At 63.7% G+C, this 19,059-nt stretch carries 27 protein-coding genes and 2 rRNA genes (1 of these 29 running past the window's edge); 22 read left to right on the top strand and 7 right to left on the bottom strand.

The genetic code is table 11. The annotated features are described in order from the left end of the window. Positions 1-7: 7 nt before the first annotated feature. From K5658_RS22595 to K5658_RS22525, 15 genes are all read left to right on the top strand, one after another. A complete protein-coding gene (locus tag K5658_RS22595) occupies positions 8-367 on the top strand; it encodes a four-helix bundle copper-binding protein (RefSeq protein WP_246628705.1) in 360 nt (119 codons plus the stop codon). 21 nt (positions 368-388) lie between these two features. Continuing rightward, a complete protein-coding gene (locus tag K5658_RS22590; RefSeq protein ID WP_221067355.1) occupies positions 389-601 on the top strand; it encodes a ChaB family protein in 213 nt (70 codons plus the stop codon). Between the two features lie 174 nt (positions 602-775). Next, positions 776-1,189, top strand: a complete 414-nt coding sequence (locus tag K5658_RS22585; RefSeq protein WP_221067354.1) for a PRC-barrel domain-containing protein — start codon at positions 776-778, stop codon at positions 1,187-1,189. Between the two features lie 17 nt (positions 1,190-1,206). Then, positions 1,207-1,356, top strand: a complete 150-nt coding sequence (locus K5658_RS22580) for a hypothetical protein (protein WP_221067353.1) — start codon at positions 1,207-1,209, stop codon at positions 1,354-1,356. A gap of 122 nt (positions 1,357-1,478) precedes the next feature. Further along, positions 1,479-1,871 carry a BON domain-containing protein gene (locus K5658_RS22575; protein ID WP_221067352.1) on the top strand — a complete coding sequence of 131 codons (393 nt, stop codon included), beginning with the start codon at positions 1,479-1,481 and terminating at the stop codon, positions 1,869-1,871. A 22-nt stretch (positions 1,872-1,893) separates the two neighbouring features. After that, positions 1,894-2,415 (top strand): hypothetical protein, encoded by a 522-nt coding sequence (locus K5658_RS22570; protein ID WP_221067351.1) that lies wholly within the window; start codon positions 1,894-1,896, stop codon positions 2,413-2,415. A 48-nt stretch (positions 2,416-2,463) separates the two neighbouring features. Continuing rightward, positions 2,464-2,778, top strand: coding sequence for a BON domain-containing protein (locus K5658_RS22565; RefSeq protein ID WP_221067350.1), 315 nt, complete (start codon positions 2,464-2,466; stop codon positions 2,776-2,778). Positions 2,779-2,961: 183 nt separating this feature from the next. Next, positions 2,962-3,687, top strand: coding sequence for a helix-turn-helix domain-containing protein (locus K5658_RS22560; RefSeq protein WP_221067349.1), 726 nt, complete (start codon positions 2,962-2,964; stop codon positions 3,685-3,687). 138 nt (positions 3,688-3,825) lie between these two features. Further along, entirely contained in the window at positions 3,826-4,323 is a 498-nt protein-coding gene (locus K5658_RS22555; protein ID WP_246628704.1) for an antA/AntB antirepressor family protein, read from the top strand. A gap of 134 nt (positions 4,324-4,457) precedes the next feature. Then, positions 4,458-4,661, top strand: a complete 204-nt coding sequence (locus tag K5658_RS22550) for a CsbD family protein (protein ID WP_221067348.1) — start codon at positions 4,458-4,460, stop codon at positions 4,659-4,661. A 243-nt stretch (positions 4,662-4,904) separates the two neighbouring features. Then, positions 4,905-5,375 carry a hypothetical protein gene (locus tag K5658_RS22545; RefSeq protein ID WP_221067347.1) on the top strand — a complete coding sequence of 157 codons (471 nt, stop codon included), beginning with the start codon at positions 4,905-4,907 and terminating at the stop codon, positions 5,373-5,375. Between the two features lie 40 nt (positions 5,376-5,415). Then, positions 5,416-5,838 (top strand): phage holin family protein, encoded by a 423-nt coding sequence (locus tag K5658_RS22540; RefSeq protein WP_221067346.1) that lies wholly within the window; start codon positions 5,416-5,418, stop codon positions 5,836-5,838. A gap of 12 nt (positions 5,839-5,850) precedes the next feature. Then, entirely contained in the window at positions 5,851-6,300 is a 450-nt protein-coding gene (locus K5658_RS22535) for a DUF2383 domain-containing protein (RefSeq protein ID WP_221067345.1), read from the top strand. Between the two features lie 8 nt (positions 6,301-6,308). Further along, positions 6,309-7,025: a DUF3618 domain-containing protein gene (locus tag K5658_RS22530; RefSeq protein ID WP_221067344.1), complete on the top strand. Its 717-nt coding sequence runs from the start codon at positions 6,309-6,311 to the stop codon at positions 7,023-7,025. 51 nt (positions 7,026-7,076) lie between these two features. After that, positions 7,077-9,074: an AsmA family protein gene (locus K5658_RS22525; protein ID WP_221067414.1), complete on the top strand. Its 1,998-nt coding sequence runs from the start codon at positions 7,077-7,079 to the stop codon at positions 9,072-9,074. A gap of 205 nt (positions 9,075-9,279) precedes the next feature. Here the strand turns inward: K5658_RS22525 and K5658_RS22520 are convergent, their stop codons facing one another. Beyond that, complete coding sequence (locus K5658_RS22520) at positions 9,280-9,579, bottom strand: DUF6794 domain-containing protein (RefSeq protein ID WP_221067413.1); 300 nt, start codon at positions 9,577-9,579, stop codon at positions 9,280-9,282. Between the two features lie 242 nt (positions 9,580-9,821). Here K5658_RS22520 and K5658_RS22515 point away from each other — a divergent pair, with 242 nt between their 5' ends. From K5658_RS22515 to K5658_RS22505, 3 genes are all read left to right on the top strand, one after another. After that, positions 9,822-10,028: a hypothetical protein gene (locus K5658_RS22515; RefSeq protein ID WP_221067412.1), complete on the top strand. Its 207-nt coding sequence runs from the start codon at positions 9,822-9,824 to the stop codon at positions 10,026-10,028. 251 nt (positions 10,029-10,279) lie between these two features. Then, positions 10,280-10,507, top strand: coding sequence for a DUF2934 domain-containing protein (locus K5658_RS22510; protein ID WP_221067411.1), 228 nt, complete (start codon positions 10,280-10,282; stop codon positions 10,505-10,507). A 244-nt stretch (positions 10,508-10,751) separates the two neighbouring features. Beyond that, the gene (locus tag K5658_RS22505) at positions 10,752-10,925 is read left to right on the top strand and encodes a hypothetical protein (RefSeq protein ID WP_221067410.1); all 174 of its coding nucleotides are present in this window, start codon (positions 10,752-10,754) and stop codon (positions 10,923-10,925) included. A gap of 247 nt (positions 10,926-11,172) precedes the next feature. Here the strand turns inward: K5658_RS22505 and K5658_RS22500 are convergent, their stop codons facing one another. Continuing rightward, on the bottom strand, positions 11,173-11,412 hold the full coding sequence (locus K5658_RS22500) for a hypothetical protein (RefSeq protein ID WP_221067409.1): 240 nt from the start codon (positions 11,410-11,412) through the stop codon (positions 11,173-11,175). Between the two features lie 4 nt (positions 11,413-11,416). After that, positions 11,417-11,659 (bottom strand): hypothetical protein, encoded by a 243-nt coding sequence (locus K5658_RS22495; protein WP_221067408.1) that lies wholly within the window; start codon positions 11,657-11,659, stop codon positions 11,417-11,419. Between the two features lie 145 nt (positions 11,660-11,804). On the opposite strand from K5658_RS22495, the gene K5658_RS22490 reads away from it, so the two are divergent. Together K5658_RS22490 and K5658_RS22485 are read left to right on the top strand one after the other, a co-directional pair. Beyond that, a complete protein-coding gene (locus tag K5658_RS22490; RefSeq protein ID WP_221067407.1) occupies positions 11,805-12,818 on the top strand; it encodes a Gfo/Idh/MocA family protein in 1,014 nt (337 codons plus the stop codon). A 222-nt stretch (positions 12,819-13,040) separates the two neighbouring features. After that, positions 13,041-13,451 carry a helix-turn-helix domain-containing protein gene (locus K5658_RS22485; RefSeq protein WP_221067406.1) on the top strand — a complete coding sequence of 137 codons (411 nt, stop codon included), beginning with the start codon at positions 13,041-13,043 and terminating at the stop codon, positions 13,449-13,451. Positions 13,452-13,705: 254 nt separating this feature from the next. Here K5658_RS22485 and K5658_RS22480 read toward each other — a convergent pair whose 3' ends face one another. Together K5658_RS22480 and K5658_RS22475 are read right to left on the bottom strand one after the other, a co-directional pair. Continuing rightward, positions 13,706-14,362, bottom strand: a complete 657-nt coding sequence (locus tag K5658_RS22480) for an antA/AntB antirepressor family protein (RefSeq protein ID WP_221067405.1) — start codon at positions 14,360-14,362, stop codon at positions 13,706-13,708. A 432-nt stretch (positions 14,363-14,794) separates the two neighbouring features. After that, positions 14,795-14,971: a hypothetical protein gene (locus tag K5658_RS22475; RefSeq protein ID WP_221067404.1), complete on the bottom strand. Its 177-nt coding sequence runs from the start codon at positions 14,969-14,971 to the stop codon at positions 14,795-14,797. A 295-nt stretch (positions 14,972-15,266) separates the two neighbouring features. Here K5658_RS22475 and K5658_RS22470 point away from each other — a divergent pair, with 295 nt between their 5' ends. Beyond that, positions 15,267-15,725, top strand: a complete 459-nt coding sequence (locus K5658_RS22470; protein WP_221067403.1) for a hypothetical protein — start codon at positions 15,267-15,269, stop codon at positions 15,723-15,725. Between the two features lie 489 nt (positions 15,726-16,214). Beyond that, positions 16,215-17,051, top strand: coding sequence for a RepB family plasmid replication initiator protein (locus tag K5658_RS22465; RefSeq protein WP_221067402.1), 837 nt, complete (start codon positions 16,215-16,217; stop codon positions 17,049-17,051). Between the two features lie 97 nt (positions 17,052-17,148). On the opposite strand, the gene rrf is transcribed toward K5658_RS22465, so the two are convergent. Further along, positions 17,149-17,261 (bottom strand): 5S ribosomal RNA (rrf, locus tag K5658_RS22460). 88 nt (positions 17,262-17,349) lie between these two features. Next, positions 17,350-19,059 (bottom strand): 23S ribosomal RNA (locus K5658_RS22455); it runs 1,169 nt beyond the window's last position.

The raw sequence follows: 19,059 nt of genomic DNA, 5'->3' as shown, positions 1-19,059 counted from the left end.
CCGTCCCATGCCAGCCACCAACGCGATGATGGAAGAAGCCACGCGGGCCTGTATCGACGCCTGCGCCCATTGCCACCAAATCTGCCTGGAAACCGCCATGAACCATTGCCTGGAAACCGGCGGCGAACACGTGGCCCCCGAACATTTCCGCCTCATGCTGGGTTGCGCCCAGCTGTGCCGGCTCTCGGCGGACTTCATGTTGTCCGGCGTCAGGTTCCACCACCGCCTGTGCGGGCTCTGCGCCGAGGTCTGCGAAGCCTGCGCCCACGATTGCGAACGCATCGGCGGCATGGAGCGCTGCGTCGCGGCCTGCCGGGCCTGCGCCCAGAGCTGCCGCCAGATGGCGGGTTCCCATCCCCTGCCCTGAGCCCGCCGCGCCGGAGGCCATATGCCCTACAAGGATTTGGACGACCTGCCGGGGAATGTCCGCGCCCGCCTCCCCAAGCACGCCCAGGAGATTTACCGGGCCGCCTATAACCACGCCTGGGCCGAATATGGGCACGACGAGGAACGCGCCCACAAAGTCGCCTGGAGCACGGTCGGCAAGCGCTATGAAAAGGACGCGGAAACCGGCGATTGGCAACCGAAGGCGGAGGAATAGCCCGGCCCGCCCAAGTGGAAATCCCTATCCCCCTGGAAAGTTTCCCCACTATGTGCGCTGCCCAACCGAAAAACCCGCGCCGATCCGGTATTTTCAAAAGTAATCGCTGGCCGGCACCAAACCCGGCCATGACGGCGGGATTCTCATCGATTACGGTCGCGACGGGAGGTGGTTATGAATTACGAAGAACGCGATACCTATGGCATGTACAAATCGACCGGACCCGGCCCCAAACTGATGGGGGCGGATACCTTGATCGGGGACGATGTGTGCAACGCCAAAGGCGAGGTCCTGGGCGACATCAAGGAAATCATGCTGGATATGGGCACCGGCTCGGTGGCCTACGCGGTCTTGTCCTTCGGTGGCCTGATGGGTATCGGGGAAAAGCTGTTCGCCGTGCCCTGGAACGCCTTGAAGCTCGACACGGTGAATAAGCGCTTCGAATTGGGCGTCGATCCGGCGGCCTTGGAAAACGCGCCCGGTTTCGACAAGGACGCCTGGCCGGATATGGCCGACCCCCATTGGATGGCCCAGGTGAATAACTATTACCGGCCTTACCAATCCCCGGCCAACCCAACCCGCCTGTGACGGCGGCGGGGGTTTCCATGTGGAAAAAGCTCAGGCATCCGCCCCATCCACCCTGGGCCGAACAGGGCCGGGTGGCTTATTTGGTCCTATACGCCATGGGCGTGCCGGTGGGCGTGCTGTTGGTGCTATGGCTGATCTTCGGCAATAACCTATTCGGGCCGGGCTGAGCCCCTGGGGGATTCCCGGTGCCGGAGGTCTGTGCGATAGCGTACAGACTCCACCGGATTCCCGGCCTATCTTCGGCCCCCTATCATCAGCACGCTGGAACGCCAAGGATCAGGAGCCATTTATGCCGAAAGGATTCAGCCTATTCCTCTCCACCCTGGCGGTGGTTTCGACCCTGGGTTTCGCTACCGCCCGGTCCGGGCATGCCGCCCAACCCGCCCCGCAAGAAAACAGCGGACGCAACACCCGCGACCAAGGCGGCAATACCGTCACGCCGGAAGACCAAAACGAATCCAGCGCCGACCGCAACCTCGCCGCCTCGATCCGCAAAACCGTGGTCAAGGACAAGTCCCTTTCCGTCGATGCCCATAACGCCAAGATCATCGTGCGCGGCGGCCTCGTGACTTTGCGCGGCCCGGTGGAAAACCCCGCCGAGAAAGCCAAATTGCAAACCATCGCCGAGAAGACCCGCGGCGTGAAGCAAGTGGACAACCAACTCGAACCCAAGTCGCCTTAACGGCCCCCAGGAGATCGCCATCATGAAGAAAGCGGTATATTGCATCGCCCAGGATATGCAACAGGCGGAATTGATCGTGGACCGGCTGAAACTGGCCGGATTCTCCAATAACGATATTTCGGTGCTATTCCCGGATAAATCCGGCACCCAGGATTTCGCCCACGAGAAACATACCAAGGCACCCGAGGGCGCGACCATCGGCGGCGGGGCCGGCATGAGCGTCGGCGCGATACTGGGCTGGCTGGCGGGTATCGGGAGTTTGGCGATACCGGGGGTCGGTCCCTTGATCGCCGCCGGGCCGATCATGGGCGCTTTGGGCGGGGCGGCCGTCGGGGCCGCCGCCGGGAGTTTGACCGGGGCTTTGATCGGGATGGGGATACCCGAATACGAGGCCAAGCGCTACGAGGGCAAGATCAAGGGCGGCAACGCCTTGATTTCGGTGCATACCGAAAGCTCGGAGGCCCGCGATAAGGCCAAGGATATTTTCGAGCAGGCCAACGCGGAGGATATTTCGACCTCGGGCGAAACCACGGTCAAAACCTAGGGCGATGCCCCGGATGGCCGGGGTCGGTTTGGCATGGGAGGTCTCCGCATGAAAACCTGGGCTGGATTATGTTCCGCCTTATTGCTGGCCCTGGGGCTGGCCGCTATGCCGGGTTGCGCCCCGACCCAGAAATCCGAGGGGACCGGGGAATATATCGACGATAGCGCCATCACCACCAAGGTGAAGGCGGCTTTGCTCAATTCGCCGGGCCTGAGTTCCGGCGATATCAATGTCGAAACCTTCAAGGGCGTGGTGCAATTGAGCGGTTTCGTCGGTTCCCGCAGCGAAATCCGGCAGGCGGTGGAAGTCGCCCGCGGCGTTGCCGGGGTGAAAACCGTCAAAAACGATATCCGGCTCAAGTGATCCGCGCGCGCCGGGGGCGCCCTGCGGCGCGGACATGTCGGCCATGAGTTCAACCAGTAAAAACCAGTCCAGTCGGTGGTTCCCCTCGCCTCCGTCCGCTGCCGCTTCCGGCAGAACCCCACGCAAGCCGCGGCCTTCGATAGAATCCAAAGCTCTCCTTGGCCCACAACAGGAACCTCCGGGATGAACACCGAAACGGGATACTGCTATGTCGTACTGTTCAGCAATGGCTTCGTGAAGGGCGGCAAGAGCCGGGACGTTTTCAAGCGCTGCAAAACCCACAAGGCCACGGCAGCGGCGCTGGGCCTATCGGTGAAAGGAGCCTTCTACACCGAGCCACACGGCGATTATCACGCCAGCGAAAAGCGGCTTTTGTCAGCGTTGGCTGAGGCGTCGGAACGCCGGGTCGGAGAGTTTTTCAGGGGCGTGGAAGAAGCGGCGGCGCTCGAAGCCTTAGATTCCCTCGGGCATGGCTTTAACACCATCAAGGAATGCTATGGGGACAGGTGGTTCATCTTGGCCCAAGACGCACTGATCCAATTGGCGACCGACGATGAATTGACGGGCAAATCCCTCAAAGTCCTGCTCTACCTGTGGGCGCACCTCGACTTCGAGAATTTCATACACATCCCCCAGGTCGAGATCGCCAACAAACTGAAACTGCACAAGCAGGATGTTTCCAAGTACGTGGCGCTGCTGGAAAAGAAAGGCATCCTCATCCGCGGCCCCAAACAAGCCCGTTCCTTCTCCTTCCGTCTCAACCCCAACTTCGGCTACAAGGGCGACCCCGTCGGCAAGGTCTACCGCACCCGCAACGGACGCTGCGAATTCCACGTCGTGGATGGCGACGACTACATCGTCCCGCCCACCGCCCCCGGACCGGATGAACCGGACTCGGAACCGGCCTAAAATGGAAAAGTCGGGTGGGCGGAGCAGCCACAAGGCTGGCCGTAGCATCTCCGGTAATGCCAACTCCGTTCAGTCCTACCTCCCCATGGTTGGCATCATTCGGAGGTAGGTTCTTGCCTATCACCGAGAGATGTAATCATGCACAGCACCGATCTCGTGCCGGTCTTCACCGGCGAACTCAACGGGCAAACCGTCCAATTCGTCGATGCCCGCGACCTCCATCACTTCCTTGAAAGCGGCCATGAATTCGTTAATTGGTTCAAGGAGCGCATCGAGCAATATGGTTTTGAGGAAGGCATCGATTTTTTGAGCATTTCCTCAAAAAATAAAAATCAGGGACGCGGACGCCCCCGCACCGACTATCACGTCACCCTGGACACCGCGAAGGAACCGGCGATGGTCGAGCGCAACGCGAAGGGTCGGCAAGCCCGCCGTTACTTCATCGACTGCGAACGCCGCCTGCGCGAAACCGCCCAGTCCCGCGCCCAGAACCTCCTCACCGACGAACTCCAATCCGCCATCAACCAGGAAGCCCACACCCTGGTCCTCAGGAGCTTCGGCCCCATCCGCGCCGCCCTCTCCGAACTGGCCCGCCAACACCTGGAACGCAGCGATTCTGAATCCCATCCGGGATAAAACCCTTCCAGCCCCGTGGAATCATCTAGTAAACATACTTAGGTATTTCCGGGGACCGGAATGGATGCAATTTTAGCGGTTCCCTCCGGTCGAAAGAATATTCGACGATCAATAGATACTCCAGGAGACCGGTTATGAATTGGGATGTTGTGAAAGGCCAATGGCATCAGGTCAAAGGTTCGGTCAAAGCCCAATGGGGCCGTTTGACCGACGATGAATTGGAACAGGTGGCCGGCGAACACGAAAAGCTGGTCGGATTGCTCCAGGAACGTTATGGCTTGGCCCGCGACGAGGCCGAGCGGCAGGTCGATAACTTCAACTGGACTATCAAGCATTGACCGATTGCGATAGGTCCGGGAGCGAGCGGGGCAGGGAAGCCCGGCCCGCCGCCCTATCCTAATGGATACGTGTTCCATCTGAGTAGATCATTGGCGAAGGCTACAGCGCTTGGATATGTTCTGAGCGCTGCTTTTTTATCCAGCGGTTTTTGGCTGGCGCATGGTTTTGCGGTGGGATTATTCCGGGCTTATGGCCTGGGGTATGTATTGGACGAGAGCGGTATTGGCAACCGGGGAACCCCCATGATCCACAGGAATACCGGAACCACGGCGGACCCCGGCGGCGGCACCGCCGGGGCCGAAGCTTGGCGGGAAGCCCAGGGCGCGGCTTCCGAAATCAAGCAGCAAGCCCAGCGTCTGGCCGACGAGGCCCGGCAGCGCGGCGCGGCCTTGTTCGAGGGCCAGCGGCAAGCCGCCGCCGCCGAACTCGGCGGCATGGTCGATGCCCTGCGCCGCACCGCCCAGAACCTAGGCTCGGAACAGCGCCCGGCCCCGGCCCAATGGGTGGGCCGGGCGGCGGATTCGCTGGACCGGATCGCCGGGAACCTGCGCCAACAAGACGCCCGCGCCCTGCTCGGGCAGGTCGAGGACTATGCCCGCCAGCATCCGGGCCTGTTCTTCGGCGGCAGCGTCGCCGCCGGGGTGTTGCTGGCGCGGTACCTCAAGGCCACGGCGCGGGCCTCCACCCCGGACGCCCCGGACCGCCCCTTTTGAATCCGGCCCGGCCATCCACAACTTGCGAGGCACCCCAGCCATGAGCCCCGACGACACCCCGGCCAAGCGGGAATTTTCCTTGGCGCATCTGTTTTCCGACCTGAGCCGCGAATTCTCGACCCTGGCGCGCCAGGAAACCCAACTGGTCAAGGCCGAAATCGCGACCAAGCTGGCCGGCGCCAAGGCGGGCGCGGGCGGGATCGCCATCGGCGGCGGCTTGCTGCTGGTCGGCATCCTGATCCTGGCCCTGGCCTGGGTGGCGGGCGTCAACCAGCTATTGGGCGCGGCCGCGCTGGATTATCCCTGGCTATCGCCCTTGCTGGTCGGCCTCGCGCTGACGGCGGCGGGAGCCGGACTCCTGCTGTGGGGCCGCCATAACCTGAAACTGGGCGACCTCGCGCCCCGCCGCAGCGGCGAATCCCTGCGGCGCGATTCCGAGCTGCTGAAGGAACAGTTCAAATAGGGAGGAGCGCCCATGGCGACCTTGATCGGCACGGAAAGCTCGGTGATCGACACCTTGAACCACCTGGTGGAACTGGAATTCGACGCGACGGCGGCCTACGAGGCGGCCATCCGGCGGCTGGACGATCCCGTCGCCCGCGACCAGCTCGGCCAGTTCATGAACGACCATCTGCGCCATATCCAGGAACTCGGCCACGTTCTGCGCGGCATGGGCCAGCGCCCCCCCAACGCGGCCGATTTCAAGGCGGTGCTGACCCAGGGCAAGGTCATCATCGGCGGCTTGGTCGGCGATATCGGCATCCTCTCGGCCATGCGCTCCAACGAGGACGACACCCACCAAGCCTATGCGCAAGCCTTGGAGCGCGACGACCTCGCGCCCCACCTGCAAAGCACCCTGACCGGCAATCTGGCCGACGAGCGCAGGCACCGCGCTTGGCTGGAAGACCGCTTGTCGAACCTGTGAGCGCGACCATGGACGCCCATCAAGCAACCCCCAGTCCCGAACAGCTCGAAAGCGATATCGAGCGCACCCGCAACGAGATGGCCGGCACCCTGGGCGATATCCAGCGCCAGCTCTCGCCCGGCCAGTTGATGGACCAGGCCTTGGATTATCTGGAATCGCACTCGGGCCAACCCGGCACCGATTGGATCGGCACCGTGCGCGACCACCCGCTGCCGGTCGGTTTGATCGGCGTGGGTTTGGTGTGGCTGGTGGCGGCGGGCATGGGAGTGGGTGCCGCGCCCGACCCGGCCCGGCGCTACGGCCCGGTCAGCGCGGGCTTGATCGAGCGCCGCCTGGGCCGGGAACGCCGCCTGAACGGCGGCGGCGCGGGCTGGCACGCCCATCCCGCCATCGGCGCGGAAGGCACCGACACCAAGATGCCGGTCGAACGCCGCCACGACCAACGCCGCGCCGCCGCCGTCCTGGGCGGGACGATGGGGCAGGCCGGCCGCTACGCCCGCAAAACCGGCCAGCGGCTCCAACGCCAAACCCGCCATTTCGTCGAAGAACAACCCTTGGTGGTGGGCGCTTTGGGGCTGGCCCTCGGGGCCGCCCTCGGGGCCGGCCTGCCGGTGAATCCAGGGGGACGGCGGCCGGCCGGCCCACCCGCCGCCGCGGCGGCGGAATCCGGTCCGGAGCCGGACGGGTATGGCGCGGCACCGCGTCCCTCCGGGCCTCCCGCCTAGCCGGACCATGCCGCCCCATCGCCGTGGGCGGTCCGCTGCGCGTGGACCGCGATGAATAGCGCGCTCGGCTATCCGTCCAGCGCTCCCAGGCGGGCCGGGCGCACCGTGTCCGGCCAAATCCTCAAATGGACCGGGATCGCGCTGGGCGTCTCGATCCTGGCGCTGGTCCTGTTCGTGCTGTTCTTCGACCTCAACCGGCTGCGCGGCCCCATCGGTTCGCTGGTCAGCGCCAAGCTGGGCCGCGAGTTCGCCATCCGGGGGCCGCTGACGGTGGCCTGGTCGTGGACGCCCCGGCTCGGCGTGGCCGATATCGTCCTGGCCGACGCGCCCTGGGGCCGCCACAGCGAGATGTTCAGCCTGGACCGGGCCGAGGTTTCCCTGCGCATCCCCGACTTGTTCAAGGGCCATCTGGTGTTGCCGGACATCCGCATCGTGAAGCCCCGGCTCTACCTGGAAAAGGATGCCCAAGGCCGGGCCAATTGGGAGTTCAAGCCGCCACCCGCCCAATCCGAACCGATGAACCCGCGCTGGTTCCCCAAGATCGACCGCTTGGTGATCGAGGAGGGCCGGGTCCGTTTCGACGACGCCGCCAACGACACCGCGCTGGACCTGGATATTTCCACGGCGGCGGGGACCGCGGATGAACAGTCCTTGAAGCTCAAGGGCCAGGGCAGCCTCAAGAACGAGCGTTTCACCCTGGATGCGCGGGGTGGTTCGATCCTGACCCTGTGGGACCGGGACAAGCCCTTCCCGGTGGAAATCGAAGCGGCCTACGGCGCTTCCGGGGCCAAGGTGGCGGGCGGTTTCCAGGAACCCCTGCGGCTGGGCGGTCCCGATCTCAAATTCGAGGCCCACGGGCCGGACCTCTCGGTGTTCCGCCCCTTCACCGAGCTGTGGATACCGCGCACCCCGCCCTATCGTTTCTCCGGCACCGTCGACCGCGACGGCGAACGCTGGCGGATCAAGGATTTCCAGGGGAAACTCGGCGGCAGCGATCTGGCCGGCGGCTTGATGTTCACCCTGCGTGAAGGACGGCCCTTGCTGGACGGCGATCTGGTGTCGAAACGGCTGGATTTCCGCGACCTGGCCGGTTTCGTCGGGGCCGATCCCAGGCCGGACGCCCCGTCCCGCCCGCGTTTCTTCCCGGACGAATCCTACGATGTGAAGGGGCTGCGGGTGGCCGACGCCGATATCCGCTTCCGCAGCGCCAATATCGTGACCCCGATGATGCCGGTGGACCAGGTGTCGGCCCACGTCCGGCTCGACCATGGCGTCCTGACCCTGGACCCGGCCAACGCCAGCATCGGTTTGGGCAAGATCGCGTCCTCGATCATGCTCGACGCCCGCGGCTACCGGATCAAGACCCGGCTCAGGAGCCGGATCGAACAGGTGCCGTTCCAGCGCCTGCTGGCGAAAACCCGCTTCGCGCCGGAAAGTTCGGGCACGTTCTTTGGCCGGGTGGCGGTGGACACGGTGGGCAACTCGGTGGCCGAGATGGCCGCCAACGCCGACGGCGGCATCACGGTCCTGATGGAGTCGGGCCGCATCAGCGAACTGATCATGGAATTGATCGGCCTGGATATCGCCGAGACCCTGCAAATCCTGGCGACGAGGCGCGACCGCGCCATGCCGGTGCGCTGCCTGGTGAACGATTTCATGCTGAGCGACGGCGTGATGCAGACCCAGCTGTTCCTGCTCGACACCACCGACACCCAGGTCAGGGGCGAGGGCCGGGTCGATCTGCGCGACGAGACCCTGCATCTCAGGTTCCTGGCCCATCCCAAGGATGTCAGCGTGTTCAGCGCCCGCACCCCGGTGGTGGTCGATGGCACGCTGAAGCGCCCGTCCGGGCACCCGGAAGTCCTGCCGCTGGCGGCGCGCGCCGCCGCGTCGGTGGCCCTGGGGGCGGTGCTGACCCCGGCGGCGGCGATCCTGCCCTGGGTGGAACTGGGCCTGGGCCAGGACAGCCCTTGCCGGAGCCTGTTGACCGCCGCCGAAAAAGCGGAGCCGCCGGCCCGGCCCAAGGCCGGGAAAGGCAAGCGGCCATGACGGTAGAGGGTGGATGGGACCGGCTGTTTACATGATCGCGCAGGACAACCCCGGCAGCGGAACCTATCCGTGCGTCCACGGTCCAACCGCGCATCAGGTTCCTCGAGGAGGCACCCTTCCCAGATTGCCGGGGAACGGACTCCCAACGACCGGAAGCCGATAGGGTCCCCTCTCTCTCCCCTATCGGCTTTTTTGTCGCCCGCGCTCAGCCCGCCCTCAGCCGCTCCCACACCGCCCGGATGATCTCCAGCGACGCATCCTCCGGATTCAGCGCCCCGCACGCCGCCATCAAGGCCCGGTTGCCCCGCCACAGCGCGAACCGCTTGCGGATGTCCGCCCCCAGTTCGTAGCGGTTCAATTCTTCCAGTCCGGTTTCCGGCAGGTGGGCGATGATCCGGGTGTCGCGCTCCGACAGGCGGTCCAACACCCGTGCCACGGCGTCGTGCAGGGTCAGGGGGCAATCCGGTTCCGATTTCGGATCGAACGGGGCGTGGGGATTGTTCATCTACTTGCCGGGAACGGAAGGCCACGGGGACGGGCCGGGACGGGGATGATGGTCCGGCCTGGGCGGCGGCGGCAAGCCCGGACTCGTCCTCCGGAAGACCCGCGGTTGGCCACCGGGCTATTCGATAGCTAAAAACGATTATTAAAATAAAAACAAACGATTTTATTTATAAATCCGGCTTCTCCAGAATGTGCCCCAAGCCGCCCCGGCGGTCCCCATCCCACCAGCACAGGAGCCCCCCCATGAACGTCCGCGCCTACATCGCCCTCGCCGCCCTGATCGCCGCCCAAACCGCCTCCGCCCAGGACGGAACCGCCCCCGGAACCCAAGCCGCCGCGGCCAACCCGGCCCCGGTCCGCGCAGCGCCCAAGGCCGAAATCATCTATGTGGACCAGGCCAGCGGCCCCGCCATCTACAGCTATCCCACCCGTGGCGGCGACCGCCGCTGAACGCCTGGGAGGCAACAAACCGCCACCCCGCCATGCTTGGCAATAAGTGGTTCGCCGTATTGGCCCGGCGCGGCGGCGCGGGGAAGATGGAACCGTCGCGCTACATTCCTACCCTTTGGCCGAGGTACGGGAATGCGCGCAGGAGGCGGAAGCGGCCCAAGGATGGAAAGGCCGGCCCGGGCAACCGGGACCGGCCTTTTGCTTGCTCCGGGCCTCGCCGGTCTTGAACCCTCAACACGGTGGATATTGCCATGGCAAACCCAAGCCCGCAGCCGGCCACGCGGTCGGAATTCTTCCCCGGCCCGCGACCGTCCCTGGACGATCCCGGCCCTTCGTTCGAGGCCGAACTGATGCGGCGCATCTCCGAATGCGCCTATCTGAAGGCCGAGCAAAGGGGCTTCGAGCCGGGCCACGAAATGGATGATTGGTTGGCCGCCGAGGCCGAGGTCCGGGCGGCGCTCGCCAGCGAAGGCAGCTGATCCCGGCCACCGGCCATAGGTGATATCGCGGATAGGCGGCGGGGAACGCCTGGGGCATGATGCGCCCGTCCCCGCAAGGATGCGCAATGGATGCGCGCGCCGGGCACAGGGAAGGCCAAAGGATGCGTCTAGGCCGGCTTGGGTAACCTAGCCGGCCTTTTTGCGTCCGCTTCCCGGCGCGGGGATGGCCTACACTAGGACCGAAGGGTCCGCCATCGCGGTCCCATCCCCCCGCCCCGCCGCCATGTTCAAACTGTTCTTCAATTGGCCCGCCTGGGCCATCGCCGTGATCTACCTGCACCGGTCGAGGCCGGTATTCCTGCCCGGCAACCGCCGGGTCGAAGTGCGCGACGCCCAGGGCCGCAGGACCGGCGCGTGGGACCACGCCGGGCGCAAGGGCTGGCTCAGGGTGGCCTGAGCTTGGATCGCGTGCCTACGGGGCTTTTAAGGCGCTTTTAAGGAAGGCCCGGCTAACCTAGCGCCTCATCGTTCATTGATATCCCCTAGGCCTCTGTGTCGGGCCGGTTCCCCCTCCCCCTGGGAACCGGCCCTTTTTTTGCCCGCCGCCGACCCCCCGGGCACAAAAAAAGCCCGGCACGGTGCCGGGCGGAATCCCAGCCCCGGCACGCCGGGGACGGGCACGCTGCCTACTGCCTAGCTTCGATTCAGTGGAACACCCCACCCCCCGGCCCTTCCTGGACACCCTCTTGCGCCTCCCGCCGCCGCTGGCCCTGGAACCGCGCCAGGGCCGCGCCCAGCGTCGCCGCCAGGACCGCGAAGCCTTCGGGATTGAAATTCAGGGTGGCGAAACCGACCTTCACGTGGAAGGCGTCGCAACCGGGGCAATAATCGACCGAACACCCGCTTTCGCTGGCGAGGGTCTGGACGCGGCAGGTTTTCTTCATGGCTTCACCCCAGGCGCTCGACCAGCCGCCAATAGGCCCGCATCCGCCGGTAGGTGCACCGCTCCCGGCGGGGCACCCGGCCATCCCCACCGGCCAGCAGGCCGTCCACGCAATCGGCGATCCTGCCCGCCGTCGAGGCCGAGGGGGAGCGGGCGTAGCGCATCAGCAGGAAACGCAGGGGTTGCAACGAAGGGTCGAGCGGGGCGGCCTGTCCGGTCCCGGCGGGGCGTGTCGGCATGGCGTTCATGGGGTCTTCCGGTGTGTGGGGCGGTGTACAAATGATAATGGTTATCATTTAAAGGTCAAGTCCGGTTTTCGCCCCCGCCGCTGGCGCCGCTCCATCCCTCCGCGCTAGGCTGTCGCCCCGCAACACCCACCCGGAGGCCATCCCCATGTCCGAACCCACCCGCAAACTCCGCTGGGGCATCCTCGGTGCCGCCAGGGTCAACGAACGCCTGTTGCCCGCCATCGTCGAGGCCCGCAATTCCGAACTGGCCGCCATCGCCAGCCGCCGCCCCGGCGCGGCCGCCGCCTGCCTGGCCCGCTACGCCCCCGGCCACGGCGCGAAAACCTACGACGCCCTGGAACCCCTGCTGGAAGACCCGGCGGTGGAGGCCGTCTACCTGCCGCTCGCCAACCAGGAACACGCCGAATGGGGTTTGAAAGCCCTCGAAGCCGGCAAGCACCTCCTGTGCGAGAAACCCATGGCCCTGCGCGTGGCCGATATCGAGGCCATCGAGCGGGCCGCCCTGGAACGCGGCCTGGTGGCGATGGAAGGCTTCATGTACCGCTTCCATCCCCAGCACCGACGCATCCGCGACTTGCTCGACGCGGGCGTCCTGGGCGATATCCGCAGCGTCCGCGCCACCTATTCTTTCACCATGCGCCCGGCCCGCATGTACCGGATCGACCGCCCCCCCGAACAGGGCGGCGGCGCGATGTGGGATATCGGCTGCTACGCCATCCATTCGCTGCGGACCTACCTCGACACGCCGCCGCTGGCCGTGGCCGCCCTGGCCCACCACAACGCGCACGGCGCGGACACCGGCATGAGCGGGGTGGTGGATTTCGGCGGGGGGCGGCATGGGCTGTTCGATTTCAGTTTCGAGCGGGCCAGGCGCTCGGAATACGAGATCATCGGCACCCAGGGCGGGGCCAAGTGCCATACCGTGTGGCAATTGCCGGGCGATACGCCGGTGGTTTCCTGGTGGACCGAGGACGGCCGCGAGGGCGTGGAACGGCTGGCCCCGGCCAACCATTTCCGGCTGGAGGTCGAGCATTTCGCCGATTGCGTCCTGGAGGGCCGGACGCCCGCCCTGGCGCTGGCGGACGCCAAGGCCAATTGCCGCCTGGTCGGGGCCGCCTTGCGCTCGGCGGCCACGGGCCGCGCCGAGCGGCTAGACTGAAACCGGCGGTCCGTGGCGGCGCGGAAACCGCCGCCGCGGACGGTAAAAAATCACAAATGTCCAGCTATCTAGTTCACAGCTTCCATCCGGCGGCAGCGGATACACTCACCCCCGAAGCCGCCCGGTTGGACCGCCCCCCGGCGCTTCCCCGGCGGCCGCCCCGACCCCGGCCCCCTAACGATGGCCCCATGAATCCGCACCGCACCGAGCAGGGTATGACGCATGTTCCAAATCGCCGAAGTCTACGTCGATACCGAGGCTTTCAAGCAGGACACGGGCCGTGAGTCCATCCCCGGACTCTCCTCCCAGCCCGGCAAGGCGCCCTGCGACGCCTGCCCGAGCCGCAAGACCTGCGCTTCCGGCCTGGCCTGCCCCGATTTCTCGGCCTTTGTGTTCAACGGCAAACTGGTCGATTCCGACCGCCGCCCATCCGGCAACGTCTACAAGCAAGTGTTCTCCGAACCGCGGCAGACCTCCGAATTCCTGGCCCCCAAGGTGCTGGGGCTGGTCGCCAGCGGCTATTCCTACCGGCGCATCGCCCGCCAGCTCAACCTGAGCAAGGACACGGTGCTGGACATCGTGAAGCGCGACCGCGCCAAGCGGGCCGCCGCCCAGGCCGCCCAGGCTTCCTGACCCGCCGCCGCGTTGACCCGTACCGCCGCCGCCCCTATGATGCGGGGCGGTGACGTACCGTTTTTTTCCTGCATATACATTCCAGCGGAGGCGATCATGGGCAAGTTGTTGAAGACCGTGGGCGAGGGTTTGGTTTGGGGTTTCACCATGGCGCTGGGCTGGATCGCGGCCTTCGCGCTGCTGGGCGCGATGACCGCCGCCTGAAGCCGTCCCGGCGCGAAAAAGCCGCGCGAGCGGCTTTTTTTGTGCCCCGCCTATTTCGGATACCAGTCGCGCCCGGTCCGGGCTTCGAGCCTGTGGAGGGCGTCCATCGGCCCTTCCAGGGCGGCGGCGCAACCGGCCAGGGCGGAGGTGAGTTGCCAGAGTTCGGCGGCCTGGATCACCAGCATGTCGCCGACGCCTGGGAAGCCCTTGCGCACGCGCCCGACGACCTCCAGCGGGGATTCGCCGCGTTCCAGGTGTTGGCGGGCCAGTTCGGAGAGGGCGGCGCGGATGGGGCCGAAGCTCCTGAGGGCCAGGGTGTGGGCTTCCTGGTTGATGGCGGATTGGAGTTCGTCGGTGAAGGGGTTCTGGAGGCGGGACTGGGCGCGGCGTTCGCATTCGATGAAGTAGGTTCGGACCTGATGGCCTTTCGCGTTGCGCTCCATCATTGCGATGTGCTTGGCGGTTTCGAGGGTGAGGTGGTAGTCGATAGGTGGGCGGCCCCCGAGGGGGTTTTCACCAGATTTGGCGAAAACCTCCACGTAGTCCTGATTGGAAATGAAACCGCCATCTTTGAGGCGTTTCTTGATCCAGTTGGAAAAGTCGCGGGCCACGCCGAGGAAGGCGTGAAGGTCGCGGGCATTGACGAGTTGGACGGATTCGCCGTTGAGTTGGCCGGGGAAAACCGGCACGAGATCGGTGCTGTTCATGGTGATGCCTGTGTAAAGGGGTTTGAGGCCCATCTCCGAACGACGCCAATCATAAGGCGATGGGACTGAACGCGATTGGCGTACCGGTACACAGGAACCGGCCTGCCCGAAGGCAGCCGCGTTCAGCCCACATCATTGGAATAGACATGCGTGAACGCCGCGCACAAAAACCGCAGATTGATGGCGGCTGTGCGTCTGTGACTTCCGGGACGCCAATCCCGACCACGGGATTGGCCGTGGCGGGAGGGAAGATAGCGGGGGCGGGATAAGTTTGCAAAGGGTGCGCTTGCCCACCCGTTTTGGCGGACAAACGACCGTCCGGGATTTTTGAAAGCGCGGGACGGAGCCGCGGATGGGCTTCCGCCGATTTTTTGGGAAAACACCCAAAAAATCGGCACCTCCTTCAAAACAAAGGTTTTTTCGGCATTCGGATCACTCCATAAACCGCCCCAACGCGAAAATCACCGCCCCAGGGAACAGCAAGGCCGGTCCCCACCAACCCCCCACCACCGACGCGACCACCCCGCTGGCCAGGATCACCACCCCGGCCACCTGCAACTTGCCGCCCGTGGTGCGGATCGGCGCGACGCTCTGGTTTTCCTCGGACATAGCTCCTCCTCGATTGCGTTATCGATAGTTTTGGCAACGAACGAACGGAAGGGCCATGCTGACAGGTTGGGCGGGCGTGGGAAAGGCCCGCAGGCCCGATTTCACCGCCTGGAAGGTATGCGCCTGGAACGGCCAGGGCGCGGGCCGTTGGGGAATGTCCAGTCATAAAAACACATGGGTATCGTTAATATTCACATGCCTACTCAGTAAAACATCACCGCCTAGATTTTGGGACTCCTTTATAGTCCTCCCCGTCGCCAGAACCCACCCAACCCCAAAAACGCGGGAGAATCCAATGAACACTCTGAGCAAGGCTTTCATCGCGGTCGCGGCCGCGGTCCTGAGCGCCGGCGCGTATGCCGGCACCGGCTATTACACCCATGGCGGCGGCGTCAACGTCCCCGGCGGCTCGACCTCCAGCTTCGGGACGCCGGTCGCCGTGCTGACCACCACGGTCGCCCCCGGCAGCTATCTCATCACCGCCCGGATCGACGGGCATTCCTACGCCCCCAACAGCGGGGCCAGCTGCTATTTCCTGCACAACCAATCCCAGGCCGGGACCGAGTACTACACCGTGGACACCTCCTCCGACTGGTCGCATCTGTCCAACGTGAGCCTGGTCGCCCTGAACCGCTTCACCACCGAGGTCGAGGCCCAGGTCAGTCTGGTGTGCGCCCATGGCTATGGCTTCGCCAACGCCTCGATCTTCGGCGGCGAGATGACGCTGACCCCGGTCGATGCCATCGGCCCGTAACGGCACCGGCGGCCCCCGACCAAACAAGAAAGCCCCGCGTCCTCCCAGGACGCGGGGCTTTCTTGTTTGGAGGGTCGGCGCGGGTTGGATTGGGGGACGGATTGACGGCCTATGACCGTGCCGGTCTTGGTCAGGCTCGATAAAGGGAGGGATTGACGGTCGATGGATCGGTTCGGCGCGAGTTATCCACGGGCGCGACGCTTTGTGTTCCTTTTCATCCCTTTTAACCCCCCTTTTACCCTTTTCCACGGGAGGGCAGCGGCGTGAAACCCTTGCAGGAATTGGCCTCTCGGCGGTTGGCGAATTTGATAAAGGGAGGGATTGACGGCGAAAAGGGAGGGATTGACGGTCGATAAAGGGAGGGATTGACGGCGAAAAGGGAGGGATTGACGGTCGATAAAGGGAGGGATTGACGGCGAAAAGGGAGAGAATTATTTTCTCCAATAAAGGAGCATAATACTAACTCCTAAACTCCCTTGGAGACCGGCCATGTCCAATCTAGAACTCGCCCAGGTCTATAAATCCAACAGCTTGGTGGAAGCCAGCTACCGTCTCACCGTGCCCGAACAACGCATCATCCTGGCTTGCATCAGCCAAGTGCGCCGGAATGAGCCCGTCACCGACGAGGTGATGTATTCCGTGAGCGCCCAGGATATCGCCGAGCTTGCGGAGACCGATCCGAAAACCGCTTACCGTGATTTGCAGGAAGCGGCGTTGCGCCTCAAGCGCCGCGAAGTACGCATCGAGAAAGAAGCCAACAGTAACGCCCGCCGCAAGGAGGTTCTGATCTGCGGATGGGTGCAGACCATCAAGTATGTGGAATCCGAAGGCCGGATTTGCCTGCGCTTCAACAAGGACATGCTGCCCTACCTGACCGCTCTGACCGAGCAGTTCACCAAATACCAATTGAAGGCGGTGGCCCGGATGAACAGCGCCTACGCCATCCGGCTCTACGAACTACTGGCTCAATGGCGTGGAACGGGCAGCCGTGAAATCGAATTGGCATGGCTGCGCGAAGCCCTGCAAGTCGGGGACAAATACCCTTCGATCAAGGATTTCAAAAAATGGGTGATCGACACCGCCGTGGCGCAGATCAATCAATACTCGGATATCAAAGTCCGTTACGACCAGCGCAAGACGGGCCGCACCGTCAGCCACATACGTTTCATCTTCGGCCCCAAACAGACCCAGCTCGAAGCCAAGCCCAAACCGTCGAAGCCCAAGAAGCCCCACCAAATCACGCGGGAAGAGATCGAAAAACACGCCCGGCCCGGCGAATCCTGGGACGAGGTGAGGAGTCGGCTGGGCCGGAAGGCGGGAAGCTGATCGATGGGACGGGCGCGGGGAACGCCCCGGCCGGTTTCCTCCGGCCAAAGAAAAAGCCCCGTGTCCTGTGGAGGACGCGGGGCTTTTCTATTTGGATGCCTGGCGGTTCCCTACTTTCACATGGGTAACCACACTATCATCGGCGCTAAGCGGTTTCACTTCCGAGGTCGGGATGGGATCGGGTGGTTCCCGCTCGCTATGGCCACCAGGCAAAACTGGTCGGTCGGAGCGTAGCTCAACAACTCTGGAAAACGTACACGTCGCGTAATGCGTCAACACCACACCGTTTGGGTGTTATATGGTCAAGCCTCACGGGCAATTAGTACTGGTTAGCTTCATCCATTACTGGACTTCCACACCCAGCCTATCAACCTGGTGGTCTACCAGGGCCCTTCGGGGGACTCGAGGTCCCAGGGAGATCTCATCTTGGGAGGGGCTTCCCGCTTAGATGCTTTCAGCGGTTATCCTGTCCGAACATAGCTACCCGGCTGTGCCACTGGCGTGACAACCGGAACACCAGAGGTTCGTTCACCCGGTCCTCTCGTACTAGGAGCAACTTCCCTCAAATCTCCAACGCCCACGGCAGATAGGGACCGAACTGTCTCACGACGTTCTAAACCCAGCTCGCGTACCACTTTAAATGGCGAACAGCCATACCCTTGGGACCGGCTACAGCCCCAGGATGTGATGAGCCGACATCGAGGTGCCAAACACCGCCGTCGATATGAACTCTTGGGCGGTATCAGCCTGTTATCCCCGGAGTACCTTTTATCCGTTGAGCGATGGCCCTTCCATACAGAACCACCGGATCACTAGAACCTACTTTCGTACCTGCTCGACTTGTATGTCTCGCAGTCAAGCGCGCTTTTGCTCTTACACTCATAGCACGATGTCCGACCGTGCCGAGCGCACCTTCGTGCTCCTCCGTTACTCTTTGGGAGGAGACCGCCCCAGTCAAACTACCCACCATGCACGGTCCCCGATCCGGATAACGGATCCAGGTTAGAACTCCGAATTCACCAGGGTGGTATTTCAAGGTTGCCTCCGCCGGAACTGGCGTCCCGGTTTCACAGGCTCCCACCTATCCTACACAAGCGAAGTCAAAGTCCAGTGCAAAGCTATAGTAAAGGTTCACGGGGTCTTTCCGTCTAGCCGCGGGTACACTGCATCTTCACAGCCAATTCAATTTCACTGAGTCCCGGGTGGAGACAGTGTGGCCATCGTTACGCCATTCGTGCAGGTCGGAACTTACCCGACAAGGAATTTCGCTACCTTAGGACCGTTATAGTTACGGCCGCCGTTTACCGGGGCTTCGATCAAGAGCTTCGCTTGCGCTGACCCCATCAATTAACCTTCCGGCACCGGGCAGGCGTCACACCCTATACGTCCACTTACGTGTTTGCAGAGTGCTGTGTTTTTAATAAACAGTCGCAGCCACCGTTTTCTTGCAACCTTGTTCAGCTCCATCCGCGGGGACTTCACTTACTTAAGGCGTACCTTCTCCCGAAGTTACGGTACCATTTTGCCTAGTTCCTTCACCCGAGTTCTCTCAAGCGCCTTGGGATTTTCACCCTGCCCACCTGTGTCGGTTTTGGTACGGCCCGATCCAACCTGAAGCTTAGAGGTTTTTCTTGGAAGCATGGCATCAATCACTTCGGCTGTATTGCTACAGCGCCGTCGTCACATCTCGGCGTTGACCCCCGGATTTGCCTAAGGGATCCGCCTACCTGCTTAAACCGGGACATCCAACACCCGGCTGACCTAGCCTTCTCCGTCACCCCATCGCAGTTGGTACGGGTACGGGAATATTAACCCGTTTTCCATCGACTACGCCTTTCGGCCTCGCCTTAGGTGCCGACTAACCCTGCGCCGATTAGCGTTGCGCAGGAAACCTTGCTTTCGGCGAGCGGGTTTTTCACCCGCTTTGTCGTTACTCATGTCAGCATTCGCACTTCCGATACCTCCAGCGGACCTTACGATCCACCTTCGCAGGCTTACGGAACGCTCC

The organism is Methylomagnum ishizawai (assembly GCF_019670005.1).
Lineage (GTDB): Bacteria > Pseudomonadota > Gammaproteobacteria > Methylococcales > Methylococcaceae > Methylomagnum > Methylomagnum ishizawai.
The sequence above is the reverse complement of the archived record's forward strand: the minus strand, read 5'-3'. Positions and strand labels throughout refer to the sequence as shown.